Origin of the sequence: Halomonas sp. SIMBA_159, assembly GCF_046536035.1 — a bacterium.
Taxonomy (GTDB): domain Bacteria; phylum Pseudomonadota; class Gammaproteobacteria; order Pseudomonadales; family Halomonadaceae; genus Vreelandella; species Vreelandella venusta_A.
In genome coordinates this window covers 1-256 of the sequence record NZ_JAWJBT010001001.1, presented here as the reverse complement: position 1 = coordinate 256, position 256 = coordinate 1, and the positions used below count along the sequence as shown (strand labels likewise).

Below are 256 nucleotides of genomic sequence, written 5' to 3'. Positions count from 1 at the left end.
ACCGTACTCCGCCAAATGCCCAAGGGTGTAGCTATAGGCAATGTTAGCCGACTCTTTCATCACATCGCCCAGCATGCCGGTTAGCTTGAATCCGCGATCGAGCGAATGCACCTTGCCTGCCTCAATAGGCAGCGTGGCACCACCCATGGAGGTCCAAGCAAGTCCTGTGACGACGCCTTCGACTTTCAGGACTTTCTCTTTACGGAAGAGCGGCGCCCCCAGGAACTCTTCCAGGTTCCTGACCGAAACCTTGACA

1 protein-coding gene is annotated in these 256 nt (G+C 55.9%); it reads right to left on the bottom strand.

Features of this window, described 5'->3' with window-relative positions; genetic code table 11:
- Window positions 1–256 (bottom strand): S16 family serine protease (locus tag R0J87_RS22260; RefSeq protein ID WP_498889035.1); only part of this gene is annotated, 256 nt, incomplete at both ends.